Below are 15,652 nucleotides of genomic sequence, written 5' to 3'. Positions count from 1 at the left end.
GTCCCTTATAATGCTAATATTGGAAAGTGAAAAGGATATGATAAAAACAGTGGTTTTCTAGGGTTCCGCAATGCAAATTGGACTGTGACCGAGAGAAAACACATAGCAGCTTGGCTGTTATGACACGGTGGGATAAAAGCCCAGGAGTTTCTGCTCTTTTTCGAGAGCGTTCTCCTGGGTTTTTTTATTTGCTAGAACAGAACAATGAGAAGGAGTGTTTTCGTGATGAAAAAGAGAATGCTGGATGTACTTATGCTTGTGATTGGCGCTTTTTTCTTCGCGCTTGCGGTTAATTTATTTGCGATTCCCAATGATCTTGGGGAAGGCGGAGTCACTGGGATTACGCTGATTTTGTATTATCTGTTTCAATGGTCTCCTGGTGTCACGAACTTTACCTTAAATGCGTTTTTGCTTTTAATCGGCTACAAGTTTCTTGATGGAAAAACAACGGTTTATACGATCATTGCGGTTGCGGCAAATTCGCTTTTTCTTCATCTGACACATGGGTGGAGCATTCCGTCTGATGAATTGATCATTAATACGATTTTCGCAGGTGTATTTGCCGGAGTCGGGATCGGCATGATTATCCGGGTCGGCGGGACGACGGCTGGTTCCGCGATTCTGGCCAGAATTGCTAATAAATATTTAGACTGGAATATCAGCTATGCACTCTTGTTTTTTGATTTAATTGTAGTATTTAGCTCTTATTTTATTATTGGTGCAGAAAAAATGATGTTTACGATCGTGATGCTGTATATCGGTACCAAAGTGATGGATTTCATTATTGAAGGTTTGAATACGAAAAAAGCCATTACGGTCATTTCAGAAAATAAGAGTGAGATTGCAGAGCAGGTAAATACCTTGATGGATCGGGGCGTGACGATTTTATCAGGGAAGGGAAATTATACGGGCCAATCAAAAGAGATTTTGTATATCGTCATTAACAAACAGGAGCTGTCTATGCTGAAAAAAATCATTAGAAGCTGCGACAAAAAAGCGTTTGTGATCGTTCATGACGTACGCGATGTGTTTGGCGAAGGGTTTGTGGATATATCTAAATAAAGAAAAATCCCTCTGTACTTGAAGCAGAGGGATTTTTTCATTTAGAACGGATATTTGCGGTATTGCTTCTGTATCGAAATCCATTTGGTCACGGTAAATTCCTCGACGACCCACGGATTACCGAAGCGGCCGACACCGCTTGCTTTGTTTCCGCCAAAGGCAATATTCGGCGAATCATTGACGGACTGGTCGTTGACATGGGTCATGCCGCTGTCAATTTGCAGGGCGAACTTTTCGCCTTTTTCTAAATCAGAAGTGAAAACCGCAGAGCTGAGGCCGTATTCAGTATCATTTGCCATGTCAATCGCTTCCTGATCGCTACCAGATTTAATAATGGTCGCGATTGGCGCAAACAGCTCCGTTTGTGCAATTTTGCTGTTGTTGTGCGCACCGACAAAGACGTACGGCGTGAGCACGTTTCCGACACGTTTTCCTTCAACCGCAAGCTCAATGCCGTCTGCCTTTGCCTGCTCAATGATCTCTAGCGCTTTCTCGATTTGGCGCTCGTTGATCAGCGGGCCGACAACGGTTTTCGGATCGGTTTGATCGCCGTACGGAAGCTGTTTGACACGGGCGGTGAACTTTTCTACAAACTCATCGTACACCTCTTGATGAACGATGATCCTGTTGATAATCATACAGATTTGTCCCTGGTGAATAAATTTTCCGAAAATCGCGGCATCCACAGCACGATCGACATCCGCATCTGAAAGAACGGCAAATGGATTGTTGCCGCCGAGCTCAAGTGCCATTCGTTTGAAGGAACGCCCGGCGATTTCACCGATGTGGCGCCCGACTGCTGTTGATCCTGTAAAGCTGATTAATCTCGGGATTGGATTGGTGAGCATGCCGTCCCCGATTTCCTTTACATCCGTCAGCATGACGTTAAGGACACCGGCAGGAAGACCGGCGTGTTCAAACGCTTTCGCAATGATGGTCCCGCCGGAAATAGCAGTTTGGATATCAGGCTTGTGAACAACACTGTTACCCAGCGCAATTGCGGGCGCAATGGATCTCATAGATAAATTCATTGGAAAATTAAATGGAGAAATCGATGAAATGACACCTAGCGGAAGGCGGTAAATCTTATTGGTTTTCCCTTCAATGTCGGATGACACCTCTTTGACGCCGCCTAATTCACAAGTATACGTCATGGCTTCATCTAAAATCGCAATCGTTTGTTCCAGCTCGATCGTTGATTTAATAATCGTTCCGCCAGTTTCGCGGGCGATCATCATGATGATGTCATCACGGTTTTCCTGTAAATAGCCGCGCGCTTTTTGCAGGACGGCTTTTCGATCTTCCGTTGTGCTCTTGGCCCACTCTTTTTGAGCTTTCCTTGCAATGTCAAACGCATCCTCCAGCTGTTTGCCCGTTGCCAAAGATGCTGTTGTGATCACAGACTGGTCATACGGATTCAAAATGTCCTCCGTACGTCCGCTTTCTCCCTCAGTCCATTTTCCGTTGATAAAACTTTTGTTTAACGTTTCGAAACTCATAAGATGACCCTCCTTTGGTCCTGCATATCCTCTTCTATTTCCGCTGAAGCCAATATGTAAACGAATGAGGTTTCCCTTTCAGTTTCTCGTCTATCTATACCGGATATACTCTTTTTTAGTGGAGAACATGTGTGTTTCGCCTTATACTGAATATACAGATCCTTACATAAGAGAGGAGACTCTATGAAATCGCTGCTGGCTATTTATCCCGGTTCGATTGTGTCTGAGGAGCTTTGCATAAGGGAAGGCTGTCTATGTTTTTTTGATGAGAGCAATCAGAGATATATCTCCATTCCGAAAACAGAGATCAGTGAAAAAGAAGTATTGGTGCTGCAGTCATTTTTGACGCCTGCGGATGAGGGCAATCAACTGTCTATGAAATCACCTGAGGAAAACAAGTGGTTTTCATTCCTTTTTTCCAGAGGGGAATTGCCGGCGTATATAAAGAAACGGACGAGATTTGTTCACTTTCATTTATTCGGCAAAATAGAAAGGACGTCCTTTACGGAAGCGGTTCGCCATTTTTGGCCGGTGTCTTTGGTGATTGTGTGGATCCATGAGGACAGAGGCGTGATTGTCGAGCAGGAAAGTGAAGCGACGGCGGAGAAGGACGAACTGGAATCGCTTGCGAAGGTTCTTGAAAGTGATTTCTACTTCAGTGTCCGTTTTTACGCCGGAAGATTTTACGAGCCGGATGAGTGTCTGCGAAAACATTACGCTCGTGAACAGGCGTATTTCCTGTTTGCTGAAAAAAGGCTGCCTCAGGTGCAGAGTGTGACCTTTGAGATGATCTTTCCTTTTCTATTATTAGAAACAGAAAAAGAAAAACTGGAAACGCTGCTCTCTGAAGAAGCTGAGCTTTTATTTGGAAGTGAAGCTGAGCTAAGGAAGACCATTAAGCTGTTTATTGAAAACAACTCAAACGTCACATTAACAGCGAAAAAGCTGCATCTGCATCGCAACAGCCTGCAATATCGGATTGATAAATTTATTGAGCGGTCAGGGATTGATATTAAATCGTACAAAGGCGCGCTTCTTGCCTATTTTATCTGCCTGCAAAATGAAAGTTCAGAATAAATTGGAAATATGCACGAAAAATGGCTGGGTGATTTTATGAACGCTGCCCATTTTAGCGAGAGGGAATTGCTGTTACACTCAATATAAGAAAGCGTTTACAATAACAAAGGGGGATGTTAGATGGCTGAATTGCGGATGGAGCACATTTATAAATTTTATGATCAAAAGGAACCGGCGGTTGATGACTTTAACCTTCATATTGCCGATAAGGAATTTATCGTATTCGTCGGCCCGTCCGGCTGCGGGAAATCAACGACGCTGCGAATGGTCGCAGGACTTGAAGAAATTTCGAAAGGCGATTTTTATATTGAAGGAAAACGGGTCAATGATGTAGCGCCAAAGGACAGGGATATCGCGATGGTATTTCAGAACTACGCGCTCTATCCGCATATGACGGTCTACGATAATATCGCGTTCGGGCTCAAGCTTCGGAAAATGCCGAAGCCTGAAATCAAAAAAAGAGTAGAGGAAGCTGCTAAAATTCTCGGGCTGGAGGAATATTTGCACCGTAAACCGAAAGCGCTGTCAGGCGGACAGAGACAGCGGGTTGCGCTGGGCCGGGCAATCGTGCGGGATGCAAAGGTGTTCCTGATGGATGAGCCTTTGTCAAACCTGGATGCGAAGCTGAGGGTGCAAATGCGGGCGGAAATCATTAAGCTCCACCAGAGACTGCAGACTACTACGATTTATGTGACGCATGACCAGACAGAAGCGCTGACGATGGCGACACGGATCGTAGTCATGAAAGATGGGAAAATTCAGCAGATCGGGACGCCGAAGGATGTTTATGAATTCCCTGAAAACGTCTTTGTCGGCGGGTTTATCGGATCACCGGCGATGAACTTTTTCAAAGGAAAGCTCACGGATGGCTTAATCAAAATCGGTTCTGCGGCATTAACCGTCCCGGAAGGAAAAATGAAAGTGCTGCGTGAAAAAGGCTACATCGGCAAAGAGGTCATCTTCGGCATCCGTCCTGAGGATATACATGATGAATTGATTGTCGTGGAATCATATAAGAACTCTTCGATTAAGGCGAAAATCAATGTTGCAGAGCTGCTCGGTTCTGAAATCATGATTTATTCGCAGATCGACAACCAAGACTTTATTGCGCGGATCGACGCCCGCCTCGATATTCAATCGGGCGATGAGCTGACGGTCGCATTTGATATGAACAAAGGCCATTTCTTTGACAGTGAGACAGAAGTGAGAATTCGATAAGATCAAAAAAACCGGACATGGGGATGTCCGGTTTTTTGCTATTGAAAATCTCAGAATCAAACCGATGAAAAAGGAGGAAGAAATAGACAGAAAGCAGGAGAACGATGAAACGATTGTTTTTAAGCGTCTTTCTTTTGGGCAGCTGTTTGGCGCTTGCGGCTTGCGCTGATCAAGAGGCGAATGCAGAGCAGCCGATGCCAAAAGCGGAACAAAAGAAACCGGAAAAAAAGGCAGTACAAGTTCAGAAAAAAGAAGACGATACATCCGCATGGATCAAAACAGAGAAACCGGCAAAGCTGCCGATTTTGATGTACCACAGCATTTCTTCAGGAAACAGCCTCCGTGTGCCAAAAAAAGAATTCGAGGCGCATATGAAGTGGCTTCATGATAACGGCTATCAGACATTAACGCCGAAAGAGGCGTATCTCATGCTGACGCAGGATAAAAAACCGAGTGAGAAGTGCGTGCTGATCACATTTGATGACGGGTACACCGACAATTATCAAGATGCGTATCCGGTGCTGAAAAAGTACGGGATGAAGGCAACGATTTTTATGATCGGCAAATCGATCGGACATAAGCACCATCTGACAGAGGAACAAATGAAGGAAATGGCACAGCACGGCATATCGATTGAAAGCCATACGATTGACCACCTTGAACTGAACGGATTAACGCCTCAACAGCAGCAAAGTGAGATGGCTGATTCGAAAAAGCTGTTTGACAACATGTTTCATCAGCAAACCACCATCATCAGCTATCCGGTAGGGCGCTACAATGAGGAGACGCTGAAGGCCGCTGAAAAAACAGGCTATCAAATGGGCGTGACGACAGAACCGGGCGCGGCTTCGAGAGACCAGGGAATGTATGCCCTCCATCGTGTGCGCGTGTCCCCAGGCATGTCGGGCTCGGCTTTTGGTGCGTACATCGAATCAATGAAATAAAAAAAGGCGGCGTTTAATCGCCGCCCCCTCCGCCGCCACAGCCGGAATCGCTGAAACCTCCGTCACTGCCGCATCCATCATGGTGCGAGCTATGATCTGAATAACCGAAATACCCGCTGTCCGCCTGCTGGCGGCTTTTATTTTCCGATGACTGCGGCTGAATGACTGAAAGAAAAACAATAATAGCTATTATCAATAAGATCACTATCACTTCTGGTCACTCCCTTTTTTCACCATATCTGTTATACGGATGAAACGCTGACCGGTTTCATTTCAAAGTGATCGATTCTTTCAGTCGGTCTCTGAGCCAGCGCTTTAGCACCCCATGTCCTTTGTTTGACAATAAAGTGCCGACACGCCAATACATAGGGGGATGAGGAGCGAACTGAAAATCAATCAATCTGAAAAACCAGCTTTTATCACGGGTGAGAGAGTCAATTTGAAGCTCGTCTTCACCTGTTTCAGAGCTGTAGGCACTTTGTTTCTGTATGTCCTCATCCTGCCGAACCGCCAAGATTCTCAAGGCTTCAGCCATTTGTTTGTAACCGCCCTCCAGCAATGATGCGCCAAGGTTGTCAGCACGCACCTCCATCCATTGTGAACAAAAGGATTGATAGAGCTGGAACAGGATAATGATTGCCATAATGAAAGCCCAAAGCGCAATTTTGTGGGCCTCGGAATGGGTGATATGCTGCTCAAACAAGAGGAAAATCCCAACGACAGCTCCAAGAAATAGAAAACGCAAAAGCTGTGATGACAGAACGTCACGTTTTTTGATATGAATTGCCTCATGGGCCAGAATGCCTTCGATAACACGCTGTGGAAGTGTTAGTGTGGCGCTTGTCAGGATGACCATTGACCTCCCGACATTCATGCCTACTGCCATTCCGTTGTAATCATCACTCTCCGTTTCGTATATGCGGACATGGGAAATGCCGGCCGATCGGAAAATCTTATCGGCCGCTGCCTGTACATGCGGATGATGACAAGGCTTGGCGTCCATCGCCGCCCGCAACACACGGTCTGACATATACATGTTGAATACCCAATACAGGATTACGGCAACAGCCATGACCCATGGAGAGGCGTGTAATGCGTATAACGCGAGCACCAATAAGGCGTAAGCGGATACCCCTTTTACGCTGGCGGCAAAATAAAGCTTCCCGAGCAACCGCTTCACATTTTTTCTATGATAAAACGGCAAAACAGAAATCACATTGTCCACATCGTTTTCTGCATCTGTGTATTCCTGGAGAATTGTTTTCCATTTTTGCGGTTCCTTCACCGTCAAAAACAGTGTTTCGCCGGGAAGAGACAGTTTAATGACTTGCTGAAAGCTTGTTGTCAAATCTAAACGGGATGAATACATCGTCAGTAGCGGATGGAGCTTTAAGAGATCTGCCGTTGATTCAAGCTGAATGTCCTTCAAATCGGAAAGCGGGTATGTACGGGTTTCATAGTGTGAGCTGATATGCAATTTTTCTAAGGCAGCTGAATAAAAAACCTTTACGCTGAAAACATTCAGTATACGCTTCACCAGTGCCCCTCCGCCGGAGATCATGCCGAGAAGGATCACATATTTGAGAGGGCTTGTGTCAGGTCCATAGATGAAAAAAATAACACCCCCTGCAAACACAATGGCGGTCAGCGTAATGTCTGACAGGAGACGTGTTTTGTTTCTGGCCAGCTCGATTTCCTGCCAGTCTCCCGAAGGTTTTTCCACACGCTCTGAAACAATGAGATCCATTGCGGTCCAATAGCAGAAGAACATTGTCGCGATTGAGACAATGCCGTCCATGAATGAGAGATGAGAGAAGATGTAAACTGCAGCGCCGACCCAAAGAACAATATCGATCCAGAAGTCTACGGCCGGAATGAGTTTTGCTGCCAGGGCTGATATCAAATAAAATCCCAGCCCGAGAAGCATAAAGAGAAATAGATGAGTTCCCATAGGCATGCCATATTCCTTTCTATCTAGTATTTCCAACTATTACTATAGCATGAGGCGGGAACTTGCAAAAACATGGACATGCAAAAAAGCAAGCTCTTTCGTTTGACGAAGAACTTGCTTGTGGGGATTAATAAAACTGGTGAAGCAGCATAAAGGTTAAGGATACTGTAATCGCGCCCCCGATGCGGGTAGACACTTGGGCGAAAGGCATTAGCTCAAGCCTTTCAGCGGCGCTTAAAATGGCAACGTCACCCGTGCCGCCTTGCCCAGAATGGCACGCATTGATAATGGCGGTTTCAATCGGATACATGTTCAGCCATTTTCCAGTGAAGAAGCCAACGACCATCATGGTCACAACGACAGACAGAATCGTAATAATATTGCTGAGGTTAAAAGCGGCGACAAGCTTGTCCCACGGCGTCATGGATACCCCAATTGCAAAGAGAAGCGGGTAGGTCACAGCTGTTGAAAAAAAGCGGGACACTCCAAACGCGCCATTTTCAATTGAGGCAGGCACCAATCTGAACAGCTTGATTAGAACAGCCAGTAACAGCATGGCAACGGGTGCCGGAAAACCGAAAAAATCGTGAGCGAGCATGCCAACTAAGTATAAAGAAACAGCAAGGATACCGCCTGACGCAAATAAAGAAAGGTTGAACATTTGCTGTCCGCTTTGTGATTCCTCCAGCGCAGGGGACTCTTCTTCGGAGCGGTCCACTTTGCCGTTGCCTGTCCATTCCGGTTTTTTCTTTCCGATGCGGTTCAGCAATCCCGCTAGAATAATCGCGCACAGGCTGCCCAGCATAATCGATGGCAGAACAAGTGCAAACGCTTCCCCTTGAGAAATGGGCATGATGTCAGAATATCCGATGGACAGCGGGATAGCGCCTTCTCCGACTCCTCCAGCCATGATCGGAATGACAATGTACAGCAGGGTATGCTGAAATCCGAGTCCGAGCAATGTCCCGACAGCCAGTCCGACAATAGCGGCTGTGACAGAACCGACAATAAGCGGAATAAAGATTTTCATGAATGCTTTTACGAGTGTTTCTCTTTTCATGCCGAGAATGCTTCCGACGACAATACCGGCGATAAACAAATATAGAAAGTTTGAGTTTTCTGTAAATTCTGTGGTGGATTTGACGATATCATTAGGCAGCAGGTGATAGTACACGATAGCGGACGGAATAAAAGTAGCTAGGATGGCTGGGCCGCCGATAGAACGAACTATCGGTATCGATTTGCCGATTTGGGCAAAGGTAAACCCGAAAAACGCCATGACGGCGATGGATGTCAAAATGTCACTTTTTACATCGTGATGCATAACAAAAACAGTGATTAATATAAACAGCAAGGCATACACAGGAAGCGGTATGATGCCTACTTTTATATTCATGGCTTTCGCAAACCAATTCTCTTTTCGAACCCCTTCGTGAATTGTATCCGTTTGCAATTGCATGTGTGTTTGAAGCTCTCCCATTGAAAAACCTCCCCTATTCTTGATGCAGTGAAATTGTTCACTATGTTAAGTATACTAAAAAATTGAAATTATTAATATATTAAAAATTTACTATTCAACTTTTCTCCACTTGCCGTTTTAGTTGGAAAGAGGCATTCTGACTAAAATCGGTTTATGACGGAATGCTGGGAATCGAGTGCTGGTGCGGGGCAAGCATTTTGTTCGCAAGGAACGATGTGTTGATGTACGATAATAAAGGGTCATTTATCCTAGCAGCCGACATAAATAAGCAACAAAATAGACAAAAATCCGTCACATAGCGCGGGACTTTTTAGGTATTTTAGGCTTTATTTTTGAAATGAATCGTTGTAAAGTACTTAATATGAACCAGTCAGAGATTGTGTCATTTGGTCAGTCTAGCAATCTTGCATCATATTGAACGACTTTTTGACACATTTGTGAAATATTGAGCAATATTTTTTTCGTCTATTTTGTGAATTGCTGATCAAAGTTTTGGTTCTATTTGTGAAGTAGTGAGCAAATTAACAGTTTCAACCGGAAATGGAGGAGAAAGCATGAGTGAATTGGTATTAGCCCGCATACAATTTGCATCAACAACGTTGTTTCACTTCTTGTTTGTGCCGATGTCTATCGGGCTTGTGTTTATGGTTGCGTTAATGGAGACTCTTTATCTTGTAAAGAAAAATGAACTGTATCTCAAAATGGCAAAGTTTTGGGGACACTTATTCTTAATAAATTTCGCAGTCGGTGTTGTAACGGGGATTCTGCAAGAATTCCAGTTTGGACTGAACTGGTCTGATTACTCCCGTTTTGTCGGAGATGTATTTGGCGCTCCGCTTGCGATTGAAGCATTATTGGCGTTTTTCATGGAATCTATTTTTATCGGATTATGGGTTTTTGGCTGGGACCGCCTGCCGAAGAAAATTCACGCTCTCTGCATATGGCTCGTATCATTCGGAACGATCATGTCATCTTTCTGGATTTTAACAGCAAACTCCTTTATGCAGGAGCCGGTCGGCTTTACGATTAAAAACGGCCGCGCGGAAATGAATGATTTTGGCGCGTTGATTACAAACCCTCAGCTCTGGGTTGAATTCCCGCACGTCATTTTCGGTGCGCTTGCCACTGGAGCTTTCTTTATTGCCGGAGTGAGTGCTTTTAAACTGCTGAAGAAAAAAGAAGTGCCGTTCTTTAAACAATCTTTTAAACTCGCAATGATCGTCGGCCTTTGTGCCGGTCTTGGCGTCGGCCTTAGCGGACACATGCAGGCTGAGCACTTGATGGAATCACAGCCGATGAAAATGGCTGCCAGTGAAGGCCTATGGGAAGACAGCGGTGACCCTGCTGCTTGGACCGCTTTTGCGACGATCGATACAAAAAATGAAAAAAGCTCAAATGAAATCAAAGTTCCTTATGCCTTGAGCTACTTGGCTTATCAGAAATTCAGCGGAAGTGTCAAAGGGATGAAAACCCTTCAGGCTGAATACGAAAAAATATACGGAAAAGGCGACTACATTCCGCCAGTGAAAACGACATTCTGGAGCTTCCGCATCATGGTTGGCGCAGGCGTTGTCATGATTCTTGCTGCGTTAGGCGGCCTCTGGCTGAACCGCCGCAAAAAGCTTGAAAACAGCAAATGGTATTTGCGCATCATGATTGCTTTGATTTCCTTCCCGTTTCTTGCGAACTCCGCGGGCTGGATTATGACAGAAATCGGGCGTCAGCCTTGGACGGTCATGGGCTTGATGACAACGGCTCAATCCGTGTCGCCTAACGTAACAGCGGGCTCCTTGTTATTCTCAATCATCGCATTCGGTGTGATGTACATGATTCTGGGCGCGCTGCTTGTCTTCTTGTTTATCCGTGAGATTAAAAAAGGTGCGGAGCATGATAATCATCATGATGTGCCTGTATCAACAGATCCATTTAGTCAGGAGGTATACCATGGCATCTCTTCATGATCTTTGGTTTATACTCGTTGCTGTATTGTTTGTAGGATTCTTCTTTTTGGAAGGCTTTGATTTCGGGGTCGGCATGGCGACCCGTTTTCTTGGCCATAATGAATTAGAACGCAGAGTGCTGATCAACACGATCGGGCCGTTCTGGGACGCGAATGAAGTGTGGCTTTTGACTGGCGCAGGCGCCATTTTTGCGGCATTCCCAAACTGGTATGCAACGATGCTGAGCGGTTATTACATTCCGTTTGTCATAGTGCTGCTTGCGTTAATGGGCCGCGGGGTCGCGTTTGAGTTCCGCGGCAAGGTGGATCATTTAAAATGGGTAAAGGTTTGGGACTGGGTCGTTTTCTTCGGCAGTCTGATTCCTCCGTTTGTGCTTGGTGTGCTGTTCACGACATTATTCCGCGGGATGCCGATTGATGCCGACATGAACATTCACGCACATGTATCTGATTATATCAATGTATATTCTATACTTGGCGGTGTGACGGTAACACTTCTTTGCTTCCAGCATGGATTAATGTTTATCACGCTGCGTACGATTGGTGATTTGCAGCAGCGCGCCCGACAAATGGCGCAAAAGATAATGGGTGTTGTTTTTGTAGCGGTTCTTGCCTTCGCGGCCCTTTCTGCGTATCAGACAGACATGTTTACACGCCGCGGCGAGATTACCATTCCGCTCACTGTTTTGATTGTCATCTGCTTTATGCTCGCGGCTGTATTTATTCGTAAGAAAAAAGACGGCTGGACATTTGCGATGACAGGCGCTGGTCTGGCGCTGACCGTGGGAATGATCTTTATTTCCCTATTCCCTCGCGTAATGGTCAGCTCGCTTCATAGCGCATACGATTTAACAGTAGCTAACGCTTCTTCCGGAGATTATTCGCTTAAAGTCATGTCAATTGCAGCATTAACGCTATTGCCGTTCGTCATCGGCAGCCAGATCTGGAGCTATTATGTCTTCCGGAAGCGCGTCAGTCATAAGGAGCCTATGACTTATTAATGGGAAAAGACCTGTTTCGATATAAAGGAATGAAGCGGATTCTCACCGTGATTACTTGCTTAACGCTGATTCAGACAGCCGCTATTATCATGCAGGCAGAGTGGCTGAGTGAAGCCGTAACCGGGCTTTTCAACGGGAAGAGCATTGCCTCCCTGTTTCCGGTGATCGGCTTTTTCCTCATCGCTTTTGTCGCGCGGCACGGGGTGACAGTGGCGCGTCAGAAAATCGTCTATCATTATGCCGCCCGGACGGGAGCTGATTTGAGGAAAAGCTTTCTCGATCAGCTGTTCCGCTTAGGCCCCCGCTTTGCAAAGAAAGAGGGGACGGGGCAAATGGTGACGCTGGCGATGGAAGGCATCAGCCAGTTCCGCCGCTACCTGGAGCTGTTTCTGCCGAAAATGGTCAGCATGGCGATTGTGCCTGCGGCAGTTGTCATTTATGTGTTTTTTCAGGATCAGACATCAGCCATCATTTTAGTCGCTGCTATGCCGATTCTGATCATCTTTATGATTCTCCTCGGCCTTGTCGCGCAGAGAAAAGCGGATCGTCAGTGGAAATCCTATCAGAGACTTTCCAATCATTTTGTTGATTCTCTTCGCGGGCTGGAGACATTGCGTTTCCTAGGTTTGAGCAAGTCACACAGCAAAAATATTTTCTATGTGAGTGAGCGGTATCGCAAGGCAACGATGAGCACACTCCGGGTGGCGTTTTTGTCATCATTCGCCCTCGATTTTTTCACGATGCTGTCGGTGGCGACAGTCGCAGTATTTCTGGGCCTGCGCCTTATTGACGGCGATATTTTGCTTGGCCCTGCTTTAACGGCGCTTATTCTGGCGCCTGAGTATTTTTTGCCGGTGCGGGAAGTGGGGAATGATTATCATGCAACGCTGAACGGCCAGGAAGCAGGAAAAACCATTCAAGAGATTTTGTCACAGCCTGGTTTTAAAGAAGAGACGCCGCTTCAGCTCGAAGCTTGGTCCGATCAGGATGAGCTGAAGCTGTCAGGCGTGTCAGTCGGCCGTTCGGTGTCTGATATTCATCTCTCATTCAAAGGCAAGAAAAAAATCGGCATTATCGGTGCAAGCGGCGCAGGAAAATCAACATTAATTGATATTCTCGGCGGATTTTTAGAGCCGGATGGCGGGATGATTGAGGTTAATGGTACAAGCCGGTCCCATTTGCAGGACGGCAGCTGGCAGAAGAACCTTCTTTACATCCCTCAGCATCCGTACATTTTTGATGATAAGCTTGGGAACAACATTCGCTTCTACCATCCAAGCGCTTCGGCAGAGGAAACAGCCCGTGCTGCTGCTGCGGCGGGACTGGCGGAGCTGGTGGATAGCCTTCCTGAAGGATTAGAGGGGCGGATCGGGGAAGGCGGCCGGGCGCTCAGCGGCGGCCAGGCACAGCGTGTCGCGCTGGCCCGCGCCTTTTTGGGAAACCGTCCGATCCTGCTGCTGGATGAGCCGACCGCCCATCTTGATATCGAAACAGAATATGAAATAAAAGAAACGATGCTGGATTTATTTGAGGATAAGCTCGTCTTTCTCGCGACTCACCGCCTTCACTGGATGCTCGATATGGACGAAATTATCGTGCTGGACGGAGGCAGGGTTGCGGAAGTCGGGACTCACGATGAATTGCTGGCGAAAAACGGTGTGTATACCAAACTCGTGAAGGCACAACTGGGGGAAAGAGCATGAAGAAAGAAGAATGGATTTTGCCGTATATCAAGCAAAATGCCCGCCTGTTTGTTCTGGTTATCTTTTTGGGCGCGGTGACGATTTTTTCTGCTGCTTTTCTCATGTTCACCTCAGGGTTTTTGATTTCTAAAGCGGCGACAAGGCCGGAAAACATTCTGCTCATTTATGTGCCGATTGTCGCAGTGCGCACCTTTGGGATTGCGCGCTCTGTATCGCGATATGTGGAACGGCTCGTCGGGCATCACATCATTTTGAAAATCGTATCCGACATGCGCGTCCGCCTTTACAATATGCTTGAGCCGGGTGCTTTGATGCTGCGTTCCCGTTTTCGCACGGGGGATATGCTCGGCATTTTGTCTGAGGATATTGAGCATTTGCAGGATGCTTTCTTAAAAACGATTTTTCCTGCGATCTCAGCCTTGCTCCTGTATGCTGTGTCAGTTATAGCGCTCGGCTTCTTCTCTTGGCCGTTTGCCATATTGCTTGCGCTTTATTTGTTTGTTCTTGTTGTATTGTTTCCGGTTGTGTCTTTGCTCGTGACGAGAGCGAAGAATGCGAAGCTGAAAAGCGGACGGAATGTGCTGTACAGCCGTCTGACAGATGCTGTGATGGGTGTCAGCGACTGGATGTTCAGCGGACGCCGGCATGCGTTTATTGATTCCTATGAAAAAGAGGAACATGATTGGTTTGAGCTTGAACGGAAAAAGCAATGCTTTACGAGATGGCGGGATTTTGCTGCGCAATGCCTTGTCGCCGGCCTTATTTTGCTGATGCTGTTTTGGACAGCGGGACAGCAAGCGGACGGCGAGCTCGCTAAAACGATGATTGCCGCTTTTGTGCTAGTGGTGTTTCCGTTGACGGAAGCCTTTTTGCCGCTTTCGGATGCCTTAGGCGAAGTGCCGGGCTATCAGGATTCTATCAGACGCATGAACAAGGTGGCTCCTCAGCCGGAGGCGTCACAAACTGAATCAGGGGATCAAATGCTCGATCTTCAAGATGTCACCTTGGCCTTTCGTGATGCGACGTTTTCTTATGACAACAGCAGCAAAGTGCTTGACAACTTTTCCTTTACGCTGCGCCAAGGAGAAAAAATGGCGCTGCTCGGCCGAAGCGGCTCTGGGAAATCGACATCGCTTGCATTAATCGAAGGGGCCTTGAAGCCAGACTCCGGTTCTGTAACGTTAAACGGAGTGGAGACAGCGCTGCTAAAGGATCAGATTGCGGATGCGGTGGCCGTGTTAAATCAAAAACCGCACCTGTTTGATACAAGTATTTTGAACAACATCAGGCTCGGAAACGGAGATGCAAGCGACGAGGATGTGCGCCGCGCCGCAAAGCAGGTCAAACTGCATGACTACATTGAGTCATTGCCTGACGGATATCATACCTCTGTACAGGAAACGGGCATCCGTTTTTCCGGTGGAGAGCGCCAGCGGATCGCACTTGCGAGGATTTTGCTGCAGGATACACCGATCATCATCCTCGATGAGCCAACAGTCGGCCTCGATCCTATTACCGAACGTGAATTGATGGAAACGGTGTTTGAGGTGCTGAAAGGAAAAACGATTTTATGGATTACCCACCATCTCGCGGGAGTGGAAGCGGCTGATAAAATCGTATTTCTCGAAAACGGCAAAACAGAAATGGAAGGAACCCATGAGGAGCTTCTGGCGGCAAACGAACGGTACAGCCGCCTGTATCACCTTGATGTTCCTGTAAAATAGAAGACAGCCCTAAAAGGCTGTCTTTCATCGTGT

Annotated in this window: 12 protein-coding genes and 1 riboswitch; of the genes, 8 read left to right on the top strand and 4 right to left on the bottom strand. The window is 46.6% G+C overall.

Translation table 11 applies throughout. From position 1 onward, the window contains the following. Window positions 1–46 precede the first annotated feature (46 nt). A riboswitch (guanidine-I (ykkC/yxkD leader) is annotated at window positions 47–149 on the top strand. A 76-nt stretch (window positions 150–225) separates the two neighbouring features. Next, window positions 226–1,062 (top strand): YitT family protein, encoded by an 837-nt coding sequence (locus tag AC0OMU_RS20700; RefSeq protein WP_181220309.1) that lies wholly within the window; start codon window positions 226–228, stop codon window positions 1,060–1,062. Between the two features lie 41 nt (window positions 1,063–1,103). Here AC0OMU_RS20700 and AC0OMU_RS20695 read toward each other — a convergent pair whose 3' ends face one another. Continuing rightward, window positions 1,104–2,561 (bottom strand): aldehyde dehydrogenase family protein, encoded by a 1,458-nt coding sequence (locus tag AC0OMU_RS20695; RefSeq protein WP_474241464.1) that lies wholly within the window; start codon window positions 2,559–2,561, stop codon window positions 1,104–1,106. A gap of 183 nt (window positions 2,562–2,744) precedes the next feature. Between AC0OMU_RS20695 and AC0OMU_RS20690 the strand changes: the two genes are divergently transcribed. The 3 genes from AC0OMU_RS20690 to AC0OMU_RS20680 all read left to right on the top strand — a co-directional run bounded on the left by AC0OMU_RS20690 (window position 2,745) and on the right by AC0OMU_RS20680 (window position 5,800). After that, window positions 2,745–3,638 (top strand): PucR family transcriptional regulator, encoded by an 894-nt coding sequence (locus tag AC0OMU_RS20690; RefSeq protein ID WP_474241462.1) that lies wholly within the window; start codon window positions 2,745–2,747, stop codon window positions 3,636–3,638. A 120-nt stretch (window positions 3,639–3,758) separates the two neighbouring features. Next, the gene (gene msmX, locus AC0OMU_RS20685) at window positions 3,759–4,856 is read left to right on the top strand and encodes a maltodextrin ABC transporter ATP-binding protein MsmX (protein ID WP_003242648.1); all 1,098 of its coding nucleotides are present in this window, start codon (window positions 3,759–3,761) and stop codon (window positions 4,854–4,856) included. Window positions 4,857–4,960: 104 nt separating this feature from the next. Then, window positions 4,961–5,800: a polysaccharide deacetylase family protein gene (locus AC0OMU_RS20680; RefSeq protein WP_038829093.1), complete on the top strand. Its 840-nt coding sequence runs from the start codon at window positions 4,961–4,963 to the stop codon at window positions 5,798–5,800. Between the two features lie 13 nt (window positions 5,801–5,813). On the opposite strand, the gene AC0OMU_RS20675 is transcribed toward AC0OMU_RS20680, so the two are convergent. From AC0OMU_RS20675 to cimH, 3 genes are all read right to left on the bottom strand, one after another. Further along, a complete protein-coding gene (locus tag AC0OMU_RS20675; protein ID WP_041520077.1) occupies window positions 5,814–6,011 on the bottom strand; it encodes a hypothetical protein in 198 nt (65 codons plus the stop codon). Window positions 6,012–6,068: 57 nt separating this feature from the next. Then, entirely contained in the window at window positions 6,069–7,757 is a 1,689-nt protein-coding gene (locus AC0OMU_RS20670; protein ID WP_181220305.1) for a M56 family metallopeptidase, read from the bottom strand. A 121-nt stretch (window positions 7,758–7,878) separates the two neighbouring features. Next, complete coding sequence (gene cimH, locus AC0OMU_RS20665; protein WP_181220304.1) at window positions 7,879–9,231, bottom strand: citrate/malate transporter CimH; 1,353 nt, start codon at window positions 9,229–9,231, stop codon at window positions 7,879–7,881. A 554-nt stretch (window positions 9,232–9,785) separates the two neighbouring features. On the opposite strand from cimH, the gene cydA reads away from it, so the two are divergent. From cydA to cydC, 4 genes are read left to right on the top strand one after another with little or no spacing between them, the layout of a single operon-like run. Further along, window positions 9,786–11,192 (top strand): cytochrome ubiquinol oxidase subunit I, encoded by a 1,407-nt coding sequence (cydA, locus tag AC0OMU_RS20660; protein WP_474241460.1) that lies wholly within the window; start codon window positions 9,786–9,788, stop codon window positions 11,190–11,192. After that, window positions 11,176–12,192 (top strand): cytochrome d ubiquinol oxidase subunit II, encoded by a 1,017-nt coding sequence (gene cydB / locus AC0OMU_RS20655; RefSeq protein ID WP_474241458.1) that lies wholly within the window; start codon window positions 11,176–11,178, stop codon window positions 12,190–12,192. The genes cydA and cydB overlap by 17 nt, the downstream gene beginning before the upstream one ends. Beyond that, window positions 12,192–13,895: a thiol reductant ABC exporter subunit CydD gene (cydD, locus tag AC0OMU_RS20650; protein ID WP_474241456.1), complete on the top strand. Its 1,704-nt coding sequence runs from the start codon at window positions 12,192–12,194 to the stop codon at window positions 13,893–13,895. The genes cydB and cydD overlap by 1 nt, the downstream gene beginning before the upstream one ends. Further along, complete coding sequence (gene cydC, locus AC0OMU_RS20645; protein WP_474241454.1) at window positions 13,892–15,619, top strand: thiol reductant ABC exporter subunit CydC; 1,728 nt, start codon at window positions 13,892–13,894, stop codon at window positions 15,617–15,619. Before cydD ends, cydC begins: the two co-directional genes overlap by 4 nt. Window positions 15,620–15,652: the final 33 nt, after the last annotated feature.

This window comes from Bacillus sp. FAU18, from assembly GCF_056033885.1.
This window is presented reverse-complemented; position numbering and strand designations above follow the sequence as displayed.